At 68.0% G+C, this 17,190-nt stretch carries 13 protein-coding genes; 6 read left to right on the top strand and 7 right to left on the bottom strand.

The window, feature by feature from the left end:
• Positions 1 to 177 precede the first annotated feature (177 nt).
• Together LDL21_RS10800 and LDL21_RS10805 are read left to right on the top strand one after the other, a co-directional pair.
• On the top strand, positions 178 to 1,599 hold the full coding sequence (locus tag LDL21_RS10800; RefSeq protein WP_225279871.1) for a three-helix bundle dimerization domain-containing protein: 1,422 nt from the start codon (positions 178 to 180) through the stop codon (positions 1,597 to 1,599).
• A 94-nt stretch (positions 1,600 to 1,693) separates the two neighbouring features.
• A complete protein-coding gene (locus LDL21_RS10805) occupies positions 1,694 to 2,521 on the top strand; it encodes an alpha/beta fold hydrolase (RefSeq protein WP_225279872.1) in 828 nt (275 codons plus the stop codon).
• 36 nt (positions 2,522 to 2,557) lie between these two features.
• Here LDL21_RS10805 and LDL21_RS10810 read toward each other — a convergent pair whose 3' ends face one another.
• Complete coding sequence (locus LDL21_RS10810; RefSeq protein WP_225279873.1) at positions 2,558 to 5,389, bottom strand: hypothetical protein; 2,832 nt, start codon at positions 5,387 to 5,389, stop codon at positions 2,558 to 2,560.
• Positions 5,390 to 5,993: 604 nt separating this feature from the next.
• Here LDL21_RS10810 and LDL21_RS10815 point away from each other — a divergent pair.
• From LDL21_RS10815 to LDL21_RS10825, 3 genes are all read left to right on the top strand, one after another.
• The gene (locus tag LDL21_RS10815; protein ID WP_225279874.1) at positions 5,994 to 7,112 is read left to right on the top strand and encodes a serine hydrolase domain-containing protein; all 1,119 of its coding nucleotides are present in this window, start codon (positions 5,994 to 5,996) and stop codon (positions 7,110 to 7,112) included.
• Positions 7,113 to 7,173: 61 nt separating this feature from the next.
• Positions 7,174 to 7,518 (top strand): hypothetical protein, encoded by a 345-nt coding sequence (locus LDL21_RS10820; RefSeq protein ID WP_225279875.1) that lies wholly within the window; start codon positions 7,174 to 7,176, stop codon positions 7,516 to 7,518.
• A 76-nt stretch (positions 7,519 to 7,594) separates the two neighbouring features.
• Positions 7,595 to 7,930 carry a YnfA family protein gene (locus tag LDL21_RS10825; RefSeq protein WP_225279876.1) on the top strand — a complete coding sequence of 112 codons (336 nt, stop codon included), beginning with the start codon at positions 7,595 to 7,597 and terminating at the stop codon, positions 7,928 to 7,930.
• Here the strand turns inward: LDL21_RS10825 and LDL21_RS10830 are convergent.
• Genes LDL21_RS10830 through LDL21_RS10840 form a run of 3 tightly spaced genes read right to left on the bottom strand, consistent with a single transcriptional unit; the run spans position 7,923 to position 10,968 of the window.
• Positions 7,923 to 9,476, bottom strand: a complete 1,554-nt coding sequence (locus LDL21_RS10830; protein ID WP_225279877.1) for a multicopper oxidase family protein — start codon at positions 9,474 to 9,476, stop codon at positions 7,923 to 7,925. The two genes, LDL21_RS10825 and LDL21_RS10830, sit on opposite strands and share 8 nt — an antisense overlap.
• Positions 9,473 to 9,850, bottom strand: a complete 378-nt coding sequence (locus LDL21_RS10835; protein ID WP_225279878.1) for a hypothetical protein — start codon at positions 9,848 to 9,850, stop codon at positions 9,473 to 9,475. Before LDL21_RS10835 ends, LDL21_RS10830 begins: the two co-directional genes overlap by 4 nt.
• Positions 9,847 to 10,968, bottom strand: a complete 1,122-nt coding sequence (locus tag LDL21_RS10840; protein ID WP_225279879.1) for an amidohydrolase family protein — start codon at positions 10,966 to 10,968, stop codon at positions 9,847 to 9,849. Before LDL21_RS10840 ends, LDL21_RS10835 begins: the two co-directional genes overlap by 4 nt.
• Before the next feature lie 175 nt (positions 10,969 to 11,143).
• Here LDL21_RS10840 and sigJ point away from each other — a divergent pair, with 175 nt between their 5' ends.
• A complete protein-coding gene (gene sigJ / locus LDL21_RS10845) occupies positions 11,144 to 12,043 on the top strand; it encodes an RNA polymerase sigma factor SigJ (RefSeq protein ID WP_225279880.1) in 900 nt (299 codons plus the stop codon).
• A gap of 40 nt (positions 12,044 to 12,083) precedes the next feature.
• Here the strand turns inward: sigJ and nuoN are convergent, their stop codons facing one another.
• The 3 genes from nuoN to nuoL are packed head-to-tail and all read right to left on the bottom strand — an operon-like array spanning position 12,084 to position 17,190.
• The gene (gene nuoN, locus LDL21_RS10850; protein ID WP_225279881.1) at positions 12,084 to 13,691 is read right to left on the bottom strand and encodes an NADH-quinone oxidoreductase subunit NuoN; all 1,608 of its coding nucleotides are present in this window, start codon (positions 13,689 to 13,691) and stop codon (positions 12,084 to 12,086) included.
• 11 nt (positions 13,692 to 13,702) lie between these two features.
• Positions 13,703 to 15,307 (bottom strand): NADH-quinone oxidoreductase subunit M, encoded by a 1,605-nt coding sequence (locus LDL21_RS10855; protein WP_225279882.1) that lies wholly within the window; start codon positions 15,305 to 15,307, stop codon positions 13,703 to 13,705.
• On the bottom strand, positions 15,304 to 17,190 hold the full coding sequence (nuoL, locus tag LDL21_RS10860; protein ID WP_225279883.1) for an NADH-quinone oxidoreductase subunit L: 1,887 nt from the start codon (positions 17,188 to 17,190) through the stop codon (positions 15,304 to 15,306). Before nuoL ends, LDL21_RS10855 begins: the two co-directional genes overlap by 4 nt.

Below are 17,190 nucleotides of genomic sequence, written 5' to 3' on the forward strand. Positions count from 1 at the left end.
CGGTGGACGAACATCCGGACAACATGACGTTGCCGGAAGCGGAGCGGGTGCTGAACTCTGCGTGCCGGGCCGTTCACAGCTGGGGTAACTGTGCTGCGCGCCGGTAGCGTGGCCCGCGGCGTGCGCAGGTCGCCGCGCGCCGCGTCCGCAGCCCGAAGTATGACCAGGAGAATTGTGGTGTCGCGCGTAATCCCCGGCGTAGCTGCCGATGCCGTCGAACGTGAGAAGCAGGCCATGCGGCGCATGACCGAAAGCCTGGTCGAAGATCTGTCGGACAATGTGCCCGTCGAGCAGGTGACCTCGGCCGTCGGTGCCGCGCACACCCGCTTCGAGGGCAAGCCGATCCGTGAGTTCGTGCCGATCCTGGTGGAGCGGATCGTGCGCAACGAACTCGCCGATTCCGACCCGACCGTGCGCGTGCCCGCGCCCACCGCGCGCCCTGCCGCCACCGAGCAGCCGGCCGAACCGGTCGTCGCCGAGGAGGAGCCCGCGGCGCCGTCGGTGAGCAGGCGGAAGCTCGTTTCGCTGTCGGTCGGTGCGGTCGGGGCGGTGGCGATCGTGGCCGCCGGGATGACGCTGTGGCCCAGCAGCGCCGAAAGCCCGGCCGCCGCACCGGTCGGCGCGGTCACGGTGGTGCGCGGTGTGGTCGGGTCGGAGAAGATGTCGTTCTTCGCCGACGAGCGGGTCGTCAAGGTGCTCACCGACAACGGGATCCGGGTGGAGGTGCAGCCCGCGGGATCGCGGCAGATCGCCACCGAGGTGAACCTCGAGAGCTTCGATTTCGCGTTTCCGTCGAGCAAGCCCGCCGCCGAACGCATTCAGCGGTTGCGCAACGTCACCGCCGGGTACACGCCGTTCTCCTCACCGATCGCGATCGCCACCTACCGGCCGATCGCCGACCTGCTCACCGCGGCAGGCGTGATCAAGCCCGGCCCCGTTGCGACCTTCGACATGCAGCGCTACCTCGAGCTCACCGCCCAGGGTGTGCAGTGGGACGACCTGCCCGGCAACACGACCTACCCGGTGGCCAAGAACATCCTGGTCTCCACCACCGATCCGCGTACCTCGAACTCCGCCGCGATGTACATGGCGATCGCCGGCTATGTGGCCAACGATCACACCATCGTGCGCGGCGGCACCGCCGAACAGCATGTGCTGCCGACGCTGTCGAAACTGTTCCTCGCCCAGGGCTACACCGATAACAGCAGCGAAGGGCCCTTCACCCAGTACCTGACCAACGGGATGGGTCCGACGCCCATGGTGTGCATCTACGAGGCCCAGTTCGTCGAGGCCGCGGGGCAGGGACGCATCACCGACGACATGGTTCTCGCCTATCCGACACCGACCGTGCTGTCGAGCCACACGCTGGTCCCGTTCACCGATACCGGCGACCGTATCGGCAAGCTGCTCACCGAGAACGCCGAACTGCGCCGTCTCGCCGCCGAACACGGTTTCCGCACAGGCGACAACGCGCAGTTCACCGCCGTGGCCGCCGAGCGCAAGGTGCCGGTTCCCGCCGACCTGATCGACGTGGTCGACGTCCCCGCGTACGAGACGCTCGAGAACCTGCTCGACGGGGTGGCGAAGTCCTACAACTGAGTTCACAAAAAGTTTTTCGCGGGCAGCGATGAGTTCTGGCGGTGGGCACCGTCTTTATGGGTGCTACCTGTAGGCCGAGATCCGGGAGAGGCTCATGACCGCCAGTTCCGCCGTCACCACCGGCACCCTCGTGGTGCCTGATGCCCGCTTGTACTACGAGGTCAGGGGGTCGGGACCGCTGATGGTGCTCGTCGGCGCACCGATGAACGCCGCCGCGTTCGCCCCGCTGGCCGAGCAGCTCGCCACCACCAACACGGTCCTCACCACCGACCCGCGCGGCCACAACGCCAGCGTCCTGAACAACCCGGATCAGGACTCCACCGTCGCGGCCCGCGCCGACGACCTGGCCCGGCTCGTCACCCATCTCGACGCGGGCCCGGCGGTGGTGTTCGGTTCCAGCGGCGGCGCCGTGTCCGCGCTCGCCCTGGCCCAGAACTACCCCGACCTGGTCACCACGGTCGTCGCCCACGAACCCCCGCTGCGCGAACTGCTCCCCGACGCCGACGCTCAGCGCGCCCGTACCGACGACATCATCGCCACCTACACCGACGGCGATGTGCTCGGCGCGTGGCGGAAGTTCTTCGCCCAAGCCGACATTCCGATTCCCGACCCGGTCCTCGAGCAGATGTTCGGTACCGAGCGCGACCCGCGCCAGGTGGCGAGCGAACGCTACTGGCTCATCCACGAACTGCGCCACACCACCGCATGGGTGCCCGATCCGCCCCTGCTCCGCACGATCCCCACCCGCGCCATCGTCGGTATCGGCACCGACTCCACCGGCCAGCTCTGCGACCGCACCGCCCGCCAACTGGCCTCGGCGCTCGGCGTCGACCCGGTCCTGTTCCCCGGCGACCACACCGGATTCGTCAACGAACCAGCCACTTTCGCCGCCCGCCTGCAAGAAGTGCTCGACGAGCCGTGAGCACGGTTGTTCACCCGAATGAGCCTCGCTTCGTGGCTACTCCGGAGCCATGAAGACAGTGTGGGCGGTACGACGGACATCGGGGTCGGGGTGGGCGCGCAATGCTGTCAGCAATCGAGCCCACTCCGGTGACCAGCCGAACTTTCCTGCGTAGCGGTCGACGATGGCGAGTGCGGCCAATGCGATGGAAGGTGCTTGGCTGCGGGCGGGTTCGGTGCTGATCGTGAGAAACGTCGTCGGTGGAGTGGTGTCGAGTTCGGAGTTGAGCCGTTGGCCGAGGTGATGGGCCGGTCGGGTGACCAGGGCCCCGGTGGCGTAGCGGGCGACCTCGTCGAGGGTCGTGAGGACACCGGCGGGGTCGGTCCAGCGGATTGCCACCACGGTCAGTTCGATGACCTGGTCGTGCCAGATCGGGTCGTCGGCCAATGCGGCGACGACCGGCGCGGAGAACGCACGCGGGCTCGTGGGGTGGTTGCGGACGACCGTCATGAACCAGTGCAGCAACTTCGAAAGACGTTGGTGCGCGGGAATATCCCGGTCGACGGCACTGAAATCGGAGCTACGCAGCCTGTGGACGGTCTCGATCACTGCTGCCGGGTCGCCGTCGGTTCGGACACCAGCCATCAGTGCGCGCATCGCGGCTACCCAGGTGCCGATCGTTTCGAGGTCGGTAAGCCGGTCGACGATCACCTCCCGGGTGCCTGACGCCCACCAACGCTGCCACGAACCCAGTGCGTTGAGCGCGGCGGCGGCCACGCGAGGGTCGTCAGCGGCGGCCAGGTCGCGTACGAGCGCGGCGAACCGTTGCCGCTGCGGGACCGGTAGCACCGCGGGGCCGATGTCGAGTATGGCGCCTGCTACCTCCGGATCGGCTGCGGCGTCGTCGAGCAGCGCCCAGGTCTGGTCGTTGTCGAGGAGGAATCGGGTGGCGAACACGGCCGCGCGTCGCACGTCGCGGTGCGCATCGGGACGGGTAACGAGCCCGGCGATGATCGGCAACGCGTCAGGGGCCCGCAATTCGGCGAGGAGCCTGATCGCTTCCTTGCGCGCGGTGATCTTCGGCGACTCGAGCAGCGGTGCGACGGTGCTCGACAACCGAGCCGGTGCTATCCACTTCGCACAGGTCGCGATACTGCTCACCGCGACGCGGGCGCGATCGTCGCCCACATGCCGGGCCAGGACGCTGATGGCGGCTGCCGGCTCGTCGCTGGTGCCGAGTGCGGTGAGCGCGGCCTCGGCATCGACGAGTTCGCCGTTGTCGACGAACCACGTCACCCGAGCGAGACTGCCGGGCAGACGGCCGAGCTGGCGGATCGCCGAGGCTCGCTCGTACGGCGTGGTCTTGCGGCCGCGTGCGTAGTCGTAGAGCAGTCGGGCGTAGCGGTCGATGTGGTGCGGTGACCACCGGTGGAACCCGGTGAGGAACATCGGCACGAACACCACTTTCCCCGACAGGAACCGGCCAGGTGTCCTGGTGTTGAGCAGGGTGTCGAGCAGATCGGTGCGGCGCTCGCCGATCAGCGACTGGACCAGCGGCAGCGTGATCAGGGAACGATCGCGGGCGAGCAGTTCGTCGAGGTGGTTGTCGCGGGTGGCCGGTGCGGCGAGTGCGAGCCGAACAGCCTGGCGGACAGTCGTGTCCGAGGACGCGGAACAGGCGCGCAGGATCAGCCGTTGGAGTTCGGGCAGGTCGAAGGCGCGGTGTCCGAGTCCGTCGGCCAAACTCAGGCACAGTCCCCAGCGTTCCCGCTCCGCCTCGGATTCGAGCCGGGGGAGCAGCGTCGTGAGAATCCGCTGTTCGGCCCCGCGGGGCAGATTGCGGTGCAATCCGGACAGATTCGGGTCGATCGACAGGTCGGCGAGACTGCCTATGATGCGGAGCGCGGCCTCGGTGAACGCCGGTTCGGAGGTGATACCGCCGTGCAGCAGCAGTGTGCGTGCGAGGGTGCCGACCGCGTTCGAGGTATTCCACGATCGGTCGCGTGCTTGCAGTGCGTCGGTGGCGAGTCGCTCGATGCCTGGCAGGTGGTCGGTGGTGAACAGCGACATCGGGATGTCGGCGACCGCGCCGAGTGCGCTGGTTCGGACCGGATCCTGTTCGTTGCGCAACCGCGTCAACAGAGACAGCAGTTCGGTGATCACCGATGGATCGCGACTTCCCACCGCCGCCGTGACGAGTTGCGGGTAGGCGGTGGCACGCTCGTCGGCGGTCGGGCGCCGGATGGCTGCGGTCAGCGGCGGTTCGGCTTCCGCCCAGGTGAGTCGTGCGGTGAGCCTGTCGGTGACATCCGGTATGTCGGTGCCGCCGGGCCGGGACAGGAGTTCGCGGGCGATCGCTGCCCGAGCTGGACCGGGAATCATGTCGAGCAGAGCGAGATCCACCGCGGCGGGCGCCGAGCCCGGCCGCGCGAGGTCGGCTCCGGCGATCGCGGCGCGTCGCGACGGTGGAAGTGCGCGCAGGAATTCGCGCTTCGACCGGGTGCCGAGATATGCCTGGCGCAGTTCGTCGTCGGACAGCGATCGCATTGCTCGCCACAACGCGGGGCCCGCCAGCGCGCGGCCGTTCCCGCTCGGATGCAGCATCAGTCGATGAACTGCGCGCGGGTCGTGGCGTGCGAGTTTTCCGACGACCGGGTTCAGTGTCGTCACCGGGACGAAATCGATGGCTGCCGCGGCCAGGGCGAGCAATCGGTCCGGTGCGTAATCTGCCGCGGCGACCGGGCTCGCGGTGACCCATGCCCACAGTTCTCGCCACTCGGCGCGGTCTGCTTTCCCCGACCGGGCCTCGACGAAATCGAAGACTACACCGATGTGCTTGCCGGACAAGGTAGTCCGGCTCGCTACCGCGTACGCGAGCGTCGCAGCCATTCGGTGACCACAGCGGACGAACACGAAGGCAGGACCCGCGCCGCCTCCGCGTCCCCGTACAACGTCCGTAGCGCTGGGAATCAGCGCATCCGCGATTTCCCGGCGGTCACCGCGCGCGAGCGCCCGGCGGATGCTCTTGCGGGTTCGTTGTGAGGCTTCCGGCAATCTGTCGACGACCGCCTCGGGATCGACCCCGAGGCGGATCAATCCCGTCAGAGCGCGGGACGCGATCTCCTGATCCGCCGAATCAAGCTGTGCCAGAAGATAATCGCGCTGCTCACCGACGACCGCCAGAAGACTCGCCGTCCGCGCCCCGGCACGACCCCGCGCCGCCATCTCGTCGAGCAGCCTCGTCGACTCGGCGGTCCCGGCCGAGCGTCGAGCTTCGACCGCCAACGTCCGCATCCGCTGCCGCACGGACATCCCCGCAACTTCGTCCGCCAAGATTCTCCCCTTACCCTTCATGCCGCCCACCGTATCCGCCGGGAACACGGGTCTTCGTCTATACCGCCTGCTGACACCTCCCCGGGGGTACGGCAGTCTGACAGCTGGGTAGTACCGCAGTCCAATGTCCCTGTGTGCCACGGCTTTCTACTGTCTGCTCATGCTGACACGTACGTTGATCCTGCCGATCTGCACCATCGCCTTGTTGCTGACGAGCTGTACTACGAGCTCCGCGGAGGTGCCCTCAGTCGCGCCCGCACGGCTGGACTCGGTGCGGGCCGACCTTGCCGGATTGGTGCAGTCCGGAGCCGTCGGCGCCGTCGCGACCCTGACCGACAACGGTGCGACGGCGGTGATGAGCGCCGGGGTCGCCGATCTCGTCGAGGGCGCACCGATTCCTGATGATCGACCGCATTACGTGCGGGTCGGCAGCATCACCAAGACGTTCACGGCGGCGGTGGTGTTGCAGTTGGTCGCCGAGGGGTGGGTGGTGCTTGATGCGCAGGTGGAGAAGTACCTGCCGGGTTTGCTTCGTGGTGACGGCGTGGACGGGCAGGCGATCACGGTTCGTCAGCTCCTCGGTCACCGCAGCGGATTGCCGGTTCCGCGTTCGTTCGAACTGACGGAGCACCAGGCGGCCGTCGTCGGCCGCACCTTCACACCGGAGGAGGAGATGGCGATCATCCTGCAGTCGCCCGCCGAGTCGGCCCCCGGCACCCGCTTCCAGTACAACAACACCAACTACCTGGTGGCGGGGATGTTGATCGAGGCCGTCACCGGACGCTCGTACGCCACCGAGCTCGCCGACCGCATCATCACCCCGCTCGGCCTGACGCACACCTACCTGCCCGCCACCGGCGAAACCGGTCTGCGCCGACCCCACCTGTCCGGCTACACCACGGTCGACGGAAACGTCACCGACGAAACCCTCATGGAACCGTCCCTGCCGTGGGCCTCGGGCGCCCTGGTCAGTACCGGCGCCGACCTGAACCGCTTCTACCTCGCACTGGTGTCGGGCCAGGTGGTTCCGCCCGCCCAGTTGCGCGACATGCTCGACGGCGTCGACATGGGCGAAGGCAACGGAATGTCCTACGGACTCGGCATCGGCTACGCCCAGCTCCCTTGCGGCACCCGCTTCGTCGGCCATAACGGCAACGTCCGCGGCTTCAGCGCCCTCGCAGGCGCCACCACCGCGGGCCGCGCCTTCACCTACTCCTACACCGGCACCCCGGCCGCCACGGGCATGGGCGCCTGGCTCACCAGCGGGCTCTGCGGCTGACCACTCGCAACGCTCGGCGAAGGTTGTTTCCGGTACCGCGGTACCGGGTTACCGTCGAAGAATGCAGCTTCAACCAGATCAGGGCGAGTGGGTGTCTCCGGCGTGCACCCTGCCCACGGCGGAGCAACCGATCCGGGTCGCCGAGTTCGACCAGCTCTTTCACAGCTCTGCACGCACAATCCGACGTCGCGATCGGACGCGGCTCGACGTGGCCCTCGATCCGGGTGCCGAGGCGGTGGCGCGCGAGCTGGCCGGGCGTGAGAGCCGCTGCTGCTCGTTCTTCACCTTCGACTTCGCTGCCGAGGAGGAGGGTTTGATGATGGGAGTCGGTGTTCCGGCGAACCACGTCGATGTACTCGACGCCTTCGCCTCACGCGCCTCGGCCGCGATCGGGGCGGCCGGGTGAGCTCTGCGCGGACCGGCTTACTCGCATTCGCTGCAACCTCGCCACCGTCGCGGATCGGTATTCGGGATGTGCGCCCATGACCGTGTTGCGTTCCATCCTGCTGTTCGCCCTGGCCGCCGTTGCCGAGATCGGCGGCGCCTGGCTGGTCTGGCAGGGCGTGCGCGAACACAAGGGTGTGGCATGGATCGGCGCCGGAGTCATCGCCCTCGGCCTCTACGGTTTCGTCGCCACACTGCAACCCGACGCCGATTTCGGACGGATCCTGGCCGCCTACGGCGGGGTGTTCGTCGCCGGATCCCTGCTGTGGGGCATGGCATTGGACGGCTTCCGCCCCGACCGCTGGGACACGATCGGGGCGGCCATCTGCCTGCTCGGCGTCGCGATCATCATGTACGCGCCGCGTCCTACCTGACCACGAAATCTCCCATCATCGCCATGTCCTCGTGTTCGAGGTTGTGGCAGTGCAGCATGAACGGGCCCGGATAGTCGGTGAAGCGGACCGCGACTTCCACGGCCTCTGCGGGACGGACGTCGACGGTGTCCTTCCAGCCCGCATCGAAGGGCCCAGGCGGGCGGTTGTTACGGGAGACGACCTGGAACGGGTCGAGATGGACATGGACGGGATGGTGGACATCGGTGATGAAACGCCAGATCTCGACGGTGCCGAGACGCGGATCCGCCAGTGCGCGGCCGGGTTCGTAAGGCCTGCCGTTGACGGACCAGCCGCCCGGGCCGAGCTGGAACAGGAAGGTGCGCTCGGCGACTGCGGTCGCCGGGTCGAGGCGTTCGATCGGGGCCAGGCGGTCCGGGACGGCGGTGTCGTCGTGCAGGGTCGGGCCGGTGATGTCGAAGCGGAGGATGTCGGCGGCCGGGCCGGTGCCGAAAATGTTGCGGAGACGCACCGACGTGCCGGGCGGGTACGCGGCGAAATCGATGACCACATCGAAACGTTCGCCGGGGGAGATGTCGATGTGGTCGTGCGGCAGTGGACGATCCAAAAGGCCACCGTCGCTGCCGATCTGCACGAAAGGCTCTGCGCTGGAACCGGGTTCGAGTGTCAGCCGGTAGCGGCGCGCGTTCGATCCGTTGAGCAGCCGGAACCGGTATCGCACCGGTGACACCTCGAGCCGTGGCCACGGTGCACCGTTGACCAGGACCACATCGCCGAGCACACCGTTCATGTAGCGATCGGTGACCCCGGGGGTGTGCAGGGCGGGGTCGATCAGCGGATAGGCGAACGAACCGTCTTCGGCGAAAGAACGGTCGCAGATGAACAGCGGAATGTCACGGTCGCCGCGGGGCAGCGGCAAGGAATCCTCGATCTCGTCGCCGACGAGGTGGAAACCGGCCAAGCCCCGCCACACGGCGGGACCGGTGAAACTGTGCCGGTGATCGTGGTACCACAGCGACGCGGCGCGTTGCCGGTTCGGATACAGGTAGGTGCGTTCCCCGTAGGCAAGGTTGCCGGTGGTCGCCGCGGCACCGTGGCCGTGGGCACTGTGCTGCGGCGCCGCTGTTGCCCCGACCGGCAGGATCACATCCATCGGGTACCCGTCGCTGTCGGCGGGGGTGTGTCCGCCGTGCAGGTGCACCACCGTCGGGTGCGGCAGTTCATTGCGGTGCCGCACCGAGGTCGCCCGACCCGACCGTGCCCGGATCGTCGGTCCGGGGAAACTGCCGTGATAGGTCCATGCCTCGGTGCGTACGCCGGGCAGGATGTCGAGTTGCGCTGTGCGCTGGGTGATCTCGTAGTAGTCGGTGTTCGCGTCGGACCGGATCGGCGCCAGTTCCGGGGGAATCGGGAGCCGCGCCCGGAACGGCACGGGCAACGGAGCCGCGCTCGGTAGCAGCAGTCCCGGCTGACCAGGTCGCGCGATCCGTGGCACCGCCGCCCCGACGGCGACGGCAGCGCCGACCCCGATTCCCGCGCGCAGGAACCCGCGTCTGCTGATGCTCATCGCCGCCACCGCCACGCCCAGCTCACCTGCAACGCGGTGCCGATCGACAAGGCGACGGCGAGGGGAATGTGCACGGCGAGCACCCGTTCCTCACCGAGCGGGATCAGCGCCGCCGCGATCAGCAACTGGATCACCGCGGTGCGCACCGGCCAAGCCGGGCCACTGCCCTTGCGCCACAACAACACCGATGCGACCACCTGCACCAGGAACACCACCCCGACCAGCCCACCGTTGCGGCTGTGCATCGCCAAGGCCTCGAAATGCCCGGCCAGAAACCCGCCGGCCAGTGCCGCCTGGGCGAACACCAGCGCGGCGGCGACGGTCACCGTCGCCCGGAACACCGGCAGCGGCCACCGAGGGTGCGCCGCGGTCATCGGCGCACCTGCCTCACACCACGGCGCCACACGTCGGCGATGGCGCCGGTGGCGGTGATATCGGCGGTCGGGTCGCCCTCGACGAGCAGCAGGTCGGCCCGCGAACCGGGCACGATCCGACCACGATCGGCCAACCCGAACCGATCCGCCGGTCCGCTGGTCGCCGCCGCCAGCACCTCCAGCGGAGACAACCCGATCTCGCTCAGCAAGACCAGTTCCCGATGCAAGCTCGCACCATGAGTGGGCGCGAACGGATTGGCATCGGTGCCCGCAAGCAGCGGCGCACCTGCGCGATACAGCGCCCGGGCCACCCGCAGAGCGTCCTCGAAAGAACCAGGACGCGCACAATCCGCCGCGTTCTCGTGCTGGTCGCCGAGGGCTTCGAAGTAGACCAGTGTGCTCACCACGAAGACGTTCTCGGCGGCCACCCGCTCGACCAGGTCGGCGGTGTGCGGCGAGATGTCGGTCCAGACGTGAGCCAGCCCGTCGACTCCCGCGTCGAGTGCGATGCGCACCTCACCCTCGGTGATCGCGTGCGCGATGACCCGCAAACCCGCCCGATGCGCCTCCTCGGTCAGGGCGGTCGCGGTCGCGGCGGACAGCACCGGCAGCTCGGCCCCGTGCACGGCGCCGTCGTCGACGACGATCTTCAGGTAGTCCGCGCCTTCCGCCAGCCTGGCCCCCACAAAGTCCGCGGCCTGTTCGGGGCCGGAGATGGTGTCGAACGGTGCGAGTCCGAGTTCGGCGACACCGGGCGCGGCGAGCAGCTGACTGGGGTGACCACCCGGCGCGGTGGCCAGTGTGCCTGCGCTGAGGAAGTCGGCCACATCGTCACGGGTGGTGGCCAGCGCGCGTTGGGTGGGCAGCACCTCGGGCAGGCAGAACATGTCGAGTTCGGTCGTCACTCCGAAGGTGAGCGCGCGGGCCAGGTCTCCGTCGAAGATGTGGGTGTGGCAGTCGATCAAACCCGGAAGCAAGGTGCGACCTGTGCCGTCGACCTCCACCTCGGCCGGGGCGTGATCGTCGACCACGATGTGGTCGTCCTCGATGAGCACGCTGGTGCGATCGACGCTCCGCTCGCCGTCGAAAACCCGGACATCACTGATTCGAGTACGCATGGAACCTCCTTGGTGGAAAACGGATTCGCCGACGAAGAGGCAGCCGTGCCGCCGAATGTGACGAGCACGCCAGCCTTCTGTGCGATGGATCACAGATTCCGAGGCGGCTGTCACACTTAGGCGGTCCGGCCGCCTCTTCGTGGGAGGACCTGTTTCCGTTGGACCGGAGGACACCATGACCGCTGACATCGACAACGCCACCGAGCTGTTCGTCGGCTACCGCGAACTGCTGTTCTCGGTGGTCTACAACATGCTCGGCAGTGTCGCCGACACCGAGGACGTGCTGCAGGAAGTGTGGTTGGCCTGGCAGTCCCGGTCGGTCGGCAGCAGCGAACCCGTCGACAACCCCCGCGCCTACCTCACACGGATGGCGGTGAACCAGGCCCTCGCCCGCCGCGCCACGCTGAGCCGGCGCCGCGAAGACTATGTGGGGCAATGGCTTCCGGAACCGTTGCTCGACGGTGAGCCCGACGGGGCGACAACCGTGGAACGCACCGAAGCGTTCTCGATGGCGATGCTTGTCGTCCTGGAATCGCTGACTCCGCTCGAGCGGGCCGTCTTCGTCCTCAACGAGGTCTTCGCCTATCCGCACACCGAGATCGCCGAGATGGTCGACCGTTCACCCGCCGCCGTCCGGCAGATCGCTCATCGCGCTCGCGCGCACGTTCGGGCGCGGCGTCCCCGAACCCAGGTCGACCCGCGCGTCTGCCGGGCGGTCACCGAACGTTTCGTTGCCGCGGCCATGGGCGGTGACCTCGAAGAGCTCCTGGCGATCCTCTCACCGGAGGTCACCTTGTGGACCGACGGCGGCGGCACCGGACCGGCGACGAGCTTGCGGCCGGTGCACGGCAAGACCGCCGTCGCCGCGGTCTTCATGGCCGTCGCCGCGGCCGGGCTCGACGGCTATCGCGTGGGTTGGCGCACGGTCAGCGGTGACCCGTGCGCCGTCGTCTTCGACGGTGACGCACCCCTGGCGGTGGTGGTACTGGATGTCGCCACCGACGACACCGTGATCGGGATCTATTCGGTCACCAACCCCGAAAAGCTCACCCACTTGCACAAACTCACCCGCTGAGAGGTGACCACTCCCGAGTGAAGCACGCTTCGATCCGCTCTCAGCGGATGAAGTGGGCTGCCCGTTCTGCCAGGTCGAGAACGGGCTGGGGGAACAGGCCGAGGAGCACGGTCGCGCCCGCGGTGAAGGCGACGACGAGGACGGTCGCGAACGGCGAGGTCGCGGTCGGGGCGTCGGCGGGCGGGTCGGTGAAAAACATCAGCACGATGACGCGGACGTAGAAGAACGCCGCGATGGCGCTGCACACGACACCGATGATGACCAGGAAGATGTAACCGGCACCGGATGCGGCGGCGAATACCGCGAACTTGCTGACGAATCCGCTGGTCAACGGAAGACCTGCGAACGAGAGCAGCAGCAGCGCGAAAACCGAGGCCAGCCAGGGGGACCGCTTACCGAGACCGGCCCACTGCGACATGGCGGTCGCCTCGTCACCGGAACCGTCGCGCACCAGACTGACCACCGCGAACGCACCGACGGTGCCGAGACCGTAGGCCAGCAGATAGAACATCACCGCCGCCAGGCCCGCGGAATCGGCGGCGGTCATGCCGACGAGCAGGAACCCGGCGTGCGCGATGGAGGAGTAGGCGAGCATCCGCTTCACATCGGTCTGGGTGACCGCCATGACCGCGCCGACCACCATCGTCGCCACCGCGACGGCGGCGAGCACGGGCCGCCAATCATCGCTGAGCGCACCGGTTCCCACCATCAGCACCCGCATGGTCGCCCCGACCGCGGCGATCTTGGTCGCCGCCGCCATGAACGCGGTGATCGGGGTCGGCGCGCCCTGATACACGTCGGGCACCCACGCCTGGAACGGCACGGCACCGATCTTGAACAGCAGACCAACGGCCAGCATCGCGATACCGAGCAGGGCGAGAGTGGCATCGTCGCCCTGCTTGTCCAGTGCCGCACCGATTTCCGGCAGCGAGACGGTGCCGGTCTGCCCGTAGAGCAGGGCGACACCGTAGAGGAAGAACGCGGAGGAGAAGGCGCCGAGCAGGAAGTACTTCAGCGCCGCTTCCTGCGACAGCAACCGCCTGCGCCGGGCGAGTCCGCACAGCAGATACAGCGGCAGCGACAGCACCTCGAGCGCGACGAACATGGTGAGCAGATCGTTGGACGCGGGAAACAGCAGCAACCCGCCGAGGGCGAGCATGGTCAGCGGGAAGACCTCGGTGGTCGAGACGCCCGCCCGCACGGCGGCGAGTTCGTTGGCGCTGCCCGGCACCGACGATGCCTGGGGGGTGAAGGCGTCGACGCCGCGTTCGAGGACGGCGGCGGCCCGGCTCCAGGTGCCCGGTCCGCTGCGCACGCGCCGTACCGCACCGCGCTCGGCGATCAGCAGCAGTCCGAGCAGACCGATCACGAGAATGGTGCCCTGTAGATACAAGGTGACGCCGTCGATCGCGACGGCGCCGACCACGGCGGTGGCCTCGGTGCCGGCCAGCAGCACCACGGCGACCAGTGCGGCGAGCACACCGGCGATGCCGAGCACCACATGGGTGCCGTACCGGTAGGCGCGGGGCGCGAACGCCTCGACCAGCACACCGACGACGCCGACGGCGAACACGATCAGCATCGGTGCGAGCAGGTGGTATTCGATGCTCGGCGCGGTCAGCGGGGCCGCGAGCTCGTTGATGGTCACGGAGTCCGTCCTCATTTGTGTCCGCCGGTGGGGGCTGCTTCGGGAGCGGGGACCTTCGGCGCCGGATCCTGCTTACCGATGGTCGACAAGGTCTGTCCCACTGCGGGATTCACCAGATCGAGCATCGGCTTCGGGTACAGGCCGAGCACCAGCAGGGCGACGAGCAGTGGGACGACCACGGCGAGTTCGCGCGGCACCAGATCGCGCAGGTTCTCGTTGCCCTCCCGCAGCGGGCCGGTCATCAGTCGCTGGTAGAGCCACAGCACGTAGATCGCGGCGAGGACCAGCGCACCGGTCGCCACGACCGCGGCCACTTCGTACCGGCTGAATGTGCCGACCAGCACCAGGAATTCGCTGACGAACGGAGCGAGTCCGGGCAGCGACAGCGTCGCGAGTCCGGCGATGAAGAACGTGCCCGCCAGCACGGGGGCGACCTTCTGCACGCCGCCGAAATCGGCGATCATACGGCTGCCACGCCTGCTGACGAGGAATCCGGCGATGAGAAACAGTGCGGCCGTGGACAATCCGTGGTTCACCATGTATAGCGTGGCACCGGACTGGGCCTGGGAGGTCATGGCGAAGATGCCGAGGATGATGAACCCGAAGTGCGAGATGGAGGTGTAGGCGATCAGGCGCATCACGTCGGTCTGCCCGATCGCGAGCAGCGCACCGTAGAGCACACCGATCACCGCGAGGGTGATGACGAGCGGGGCGAAGGTGTCGGAGGCGAGGGGGAACAGCAGCAGGCAGTAGCGCAGCATGCCGAAGGTGCCGACCTTGTCGACCACCGCCATCATCAGCACCGCACTCGAGGGAGTGGCCGACACGGCGGCATCGGGCAGCCAGGTATGCAGCGGCCACAGGGGAGCCTTCACCGCGAAGGCGAACATGAACCCGAGGAACAGGGCGTTCAAGACCGCCGTACTACCGCCGAGCTCGCCGTTGTTGGCCGCTTCGACCACCACCCGCAGATCGAAGGTGCCCGCCGAGCCCTCACCGAGACCGGCGCGGGCGGTGAGCACGTACAACCCGATCACCGCGGCCAGCATGATCAACCCACCGAACAGGTTGTACAGCAGGAACTTCACCGCCGCGCGCGAGCGTTGCGCGCGCACGGCGGCGTCGGTGGTCCGGGCGCCGAAGCCGCCGATGAGGAAGTACATCGGGATCAGCATGGCTTCGAAGAAGATGTAGAACAGCAGGATGTCGAGGGCGAGGAACGAGATCAGCACCATCGACTCGACCAGCAGCATCAACGCCATGTACAGGTGGGCGTTCTTGCGGCCGTCGCCGCTGTCGTCGTTCCAGCCCGCCAGGATCAGCAGCGGCACGAGCAGTGCGGTGAGCAGTACCAGGGCGGTGGCGATGCCGTCGAGGCCGAGGGTGTAACCCACGCCGAACGCCGGGATCCACTCGTGGGATTCGACGAATTGGTACTGCTCACCGCCGGGCTGGAACTTCACGGTCAGTACGACGGCGAGCACGAACACACCGAACGACACCGCGAAGGCGAGTGCGCGGGCCAGGGTGCGCTGGGCGGCGGGGACCGCGAGCACCGCGACGGCACCGATCGCGGGGGCGAGCCAGAGCGTCGTCAGCCAGGGAAACGAGTTCACCAGAACCTCACCGCGAGCAGGGCAGCGGCCACCAGGGCCGCGCCGGTGAACATGGACAGGGCATACGAGCGGACGAAACCTGTTTGCACGCGCCGGGTCCGGGCCGACAGCCCACCGATGGCGGCGGCCGTGCCGTTGACGATCCCGTCGACACCCTTGGCGTCGACGAATACCAGCGCCCGGGTGAGGTAGCGGCCGGGACGTTCGAACGCCGCTTCGTTGACGGCATCACCGTAGAGATCCTTGCGTGCGGCGCGGGTGAGCACGGTGACCGGCTCCGGCGCGACCTCGGGTACCGCCGACTCGGCGTACTTGCGGTAGGCCACGGCGACACCGATCGCGACCACCGTCAACGCGAGCCCGGTGACGACGATGGGTGGGACGACGGGTTCGGCGTGGTGCGAGCCGACGACGGGTTCGAGCCAGTGCACCAGCGACGAACCCCATACGAACAGTCCACCGGCGAACACGGATCCGAGGGCGAGCAGGATCATCGGCCCGGTCATCACCGCGGGGGATTCGTGCGGGTGGGTGTCGGGTTTCCAACGGCGTTCACCGAAGAACGTCATCAGCATGACGCGGGTCATGTAGAACGCGGTGAGCCCGGCGCCGAGCAGGGTGACCACCCCGAGCAGAACACCGGTGGTGCCGCCGTGGTCGAAGGCGGCCTCGATGATCTTGTCCTTGGAGAAGAAGCCCGACAGTGGTGGCACGCCGATGATCGCCAGGTAGCCGAGCCCGAAGGTGACGAAGGTGATCGGCATCAGGGTGCGAAGGCCGCCGTAGCGGCGCATATCGGTTTCGTCGTTCATCGCGTGCATCACCGAGCCGGCACCGAGGAACAACCCGGCTTTGAAGAAGCCGTGGGTGAGCAGGTGCATGATCGCGAAGGCATAGCCGGCGGGGCCGAGACCGACGGCGAGGATCATGTAGCCGATCTGGCTCATCGTCGAGGCGGCCAGGGCCTTCTTGATGTCGTCTTTGGCGCAGCCGATGATCGCGCCGAACAGCAACGTCACCGCACCGACGGCGAGCACCGCTGCCTGCGCGCCGGGGGCCAGATCGTAGACCGGGTTGGCGCGCGCGATCAGGTACACACCGGCGGTGACCATGGTCGCGGCGTGGATGAGCGCCGACACCGGCGTCGGGCCTTCCATCGCGTCACCGAGCCAGGACTGCAGCGGCACCTGCGCGGATTTACCGCACGCGGCGAGCAGCAACATCAACCCGATCACGGTGAGCGTGCCCTCGCTCGCGCCCGGTGCGGCCGCGAACACGGTGCGGAAGTCGAAGGAACCGAAGGTCGCGAACATGACCATCATGGCGATGGCCAGACCCATGTCTCCGACTCGGTTCACCACGAACGCCTTCTTGGCGGCTGTTGCGGCGGAGGGCTTCTCGTACCAGAACCCGATCAGCAGGTACGACGCGAGACCCACGCCTTCCCAGCCGAGGTACAGCACGAGGAAGTTGTCGGCCAGGACGAGCACCAGCATGGCGGCCAGGAACAGGTTGAGGTAGCCGAAGAAGCGGCGCCTGCCCGGATCGTGGCTCATGTAGCCGATCGAATAGAGGTGGATCAGGGAGCCGACGCCGGTGATGAGCAGCGCGAAGCAGATCGACAGCTGATCGAGTTGCAGCCCGAAGGCGACCTGCATCTGCGCCACCGGCACCCAGGTGAACAGCTCCAGATGCTGGGCGCGATCGGCGTCGGCGCGACCGAGCATGGCGACGAACGCGACGACCGCGACGACGAACGAAGCGAGCGCGGCGGCCGTACCGAGGTAGTGCCCCCAGCCGTCGGCGCGGCGCCCGAGCAACAGCAGAACGATCGCGCCGACCAGGGGGATCGCGGGCAGCAGCCACAACGTTGCGGTACCCAT

The sequence above is a fragment of the Nocardia rosealba genome (genome assembly GCF_020216065.1).
Taxonomy (GTDB): domain Bacteria; phylum Actinomycetota; class Actinomycetes; order Mycobacteriales; family Mycobacteriaceae; genus Nocardia; species Nocardia rosealba.